Genomic DNA, 1,698 nt, shown 5'->3' on the forward strand with positions numbered 1-1,698 from the left:
GGTTTTGTAGTTCCGCCTCTTTTGTTCTGAGCACTACCGAGAAGCAGGCTCCGCCCAACGCCGATGAGGATACTGCCGCCCGGCCTCCGCGCCGGAGGGCAACCCGCTGGACCAGGGCCAGCCCAAACCCGCGGCTGTTGATTCCCTCGGACTCCTTGCTGGTCACGCCGGGCTCGAACACTTTAGCGCGTTCAGGAACCGGGACGCCGGGTCCGTCGTCCTCCACCACGATGGTCCGCCCGCCGTCGGCGCTCTCGCCCAGCCGGATGGCAACAGTGCTGTCGTAACCCGCAGCGTCCACAGCGTTGTCGATCAGGTTGCCCAGCACCGTGATGACGTCGCCCGAGTCATCAACCGAGCACAGCGAATCCGGGCTGACGATGATCTCGATGCCGCGCTCGGCGCAGACCGTGGACTTGGCGATCAGCAGCGCCTGGACCCCGTGGTCGGTGATTCCGGCCGCCAGCGGCCGGTTCGCGAAGACGGCGTCGTTGTGGCTGCGGCCCAGGTATTCGATGGCTTTGTCCTGCTTTCCAAGCTCCAGCAGCCCGGAGATGACGTGCAGTTTGTTGGCAAATTCGTGCGCCTGGGCGCGGAGTGCCTGCGTCACGTCCACGGCGCCGTCGCGGTCGCGCAGGACGGTGTGGAGCTCCGTGCGGTCGCGCAGGATCAGCACCTTGCCGACTTCGCGGCCGTCGACGGTGGCCGCATTGACCTTGCCCAGCAGGATCCGTTCACCCGAGAGCACCAGTTCCTCCGTGGCGGATCCGGCCGAGAGCAAGCGGAGGACCGCCGGTTCCAGGCTTGCCGCTGCAGGGGTCCCGGTGATGTCCCCTGCCAGGGCGAGCAGGCGGCGTGCCTCATCGTTGACCAGCGCGACCCTGCCGTCGGCGTCCACGGCCACCAGTCCTTCACCCAGGCCGTGGAGCATGGCGTCGCGCGTTTCCAGCAGGGCAGCGATGTCCTCGGGCTCGAGTTTGTAGATCCGCCGCCACACCAGTTTCGAGACATACATCGCGCCCAGCGAACTTAGCAGTGCCGCGCCGAGCAGCCAGCCGAACAGCTGCGGCATGTCCTCATGGAGGTCGGCGGCCAAGGTGCTCTCCAGCACCCCCACGGATGCGGAGCCGATCACGGCGCCGGCCGCATCGAAGATGGGAACCTTCACCCGCCAGGACTCACCGAGCGTGCCCGTCTGGGTACCCACGTAGATCTCCCCGGACAGCGGCACGGACGGATCGGTGGAGACCGGCCGGCCGATTTCCGCCGGATTGGGGTGCGACTGACGGACCCCGTGCCGGTCCGTCACCACCACATAGGTGACGTTGGATGCCTGCCGGATGACTTCCGCGATCGGCTGGATTGTCTGGGCCGGCGACGATGTGCCGAACGCGTTGATGACCGAGGGCAGCTGGGCAACACTTTCGGCGACGCCGATCAGCCGGCCCTTGTAGGCGTCACGGAGCTGTTGTTCCTGCATCCGGATGGTCACGGCCCCCACCACCGTGAGGACAGCCAGCACGATGCCCAGCTGCAATGCGACCAGCTGGAACCGAAGGGGAATCTTGTGAAACATGTCACAAGTTTCCCATTGGGGGCGCAGCCCGCCCGCCAAAAAGACGCCCGGGGCCGTGACCAATATGACCACTACTACCTCTACGGCCAAATGCTGTTGCCGTTCGGCGGGCGCTCCTAGGG

1 protein-coding gene is annotated in these 1,698 nt (G+C 66.3%); it reads right to left on the bottom strand.

Annotation, left to right across the window (positions count from 1 at the left end; translation table 11 throughout):
- Positions 1 to 1,576, bottom strand: a 1,576-nt coding sequence (locus LQV45_RS30300) for a sensor histidine kinase (RefSeq protein WP_230010918.1), incomplete at its 3' end; no start/stop codon positions are given.
- Positions 1,577 to 1,698 lie beyond the last annotated feature (122 nt).

The sequence above is a fragment of the Microbacterium sp. Bi128 genome (assembly GCF_918698205.1).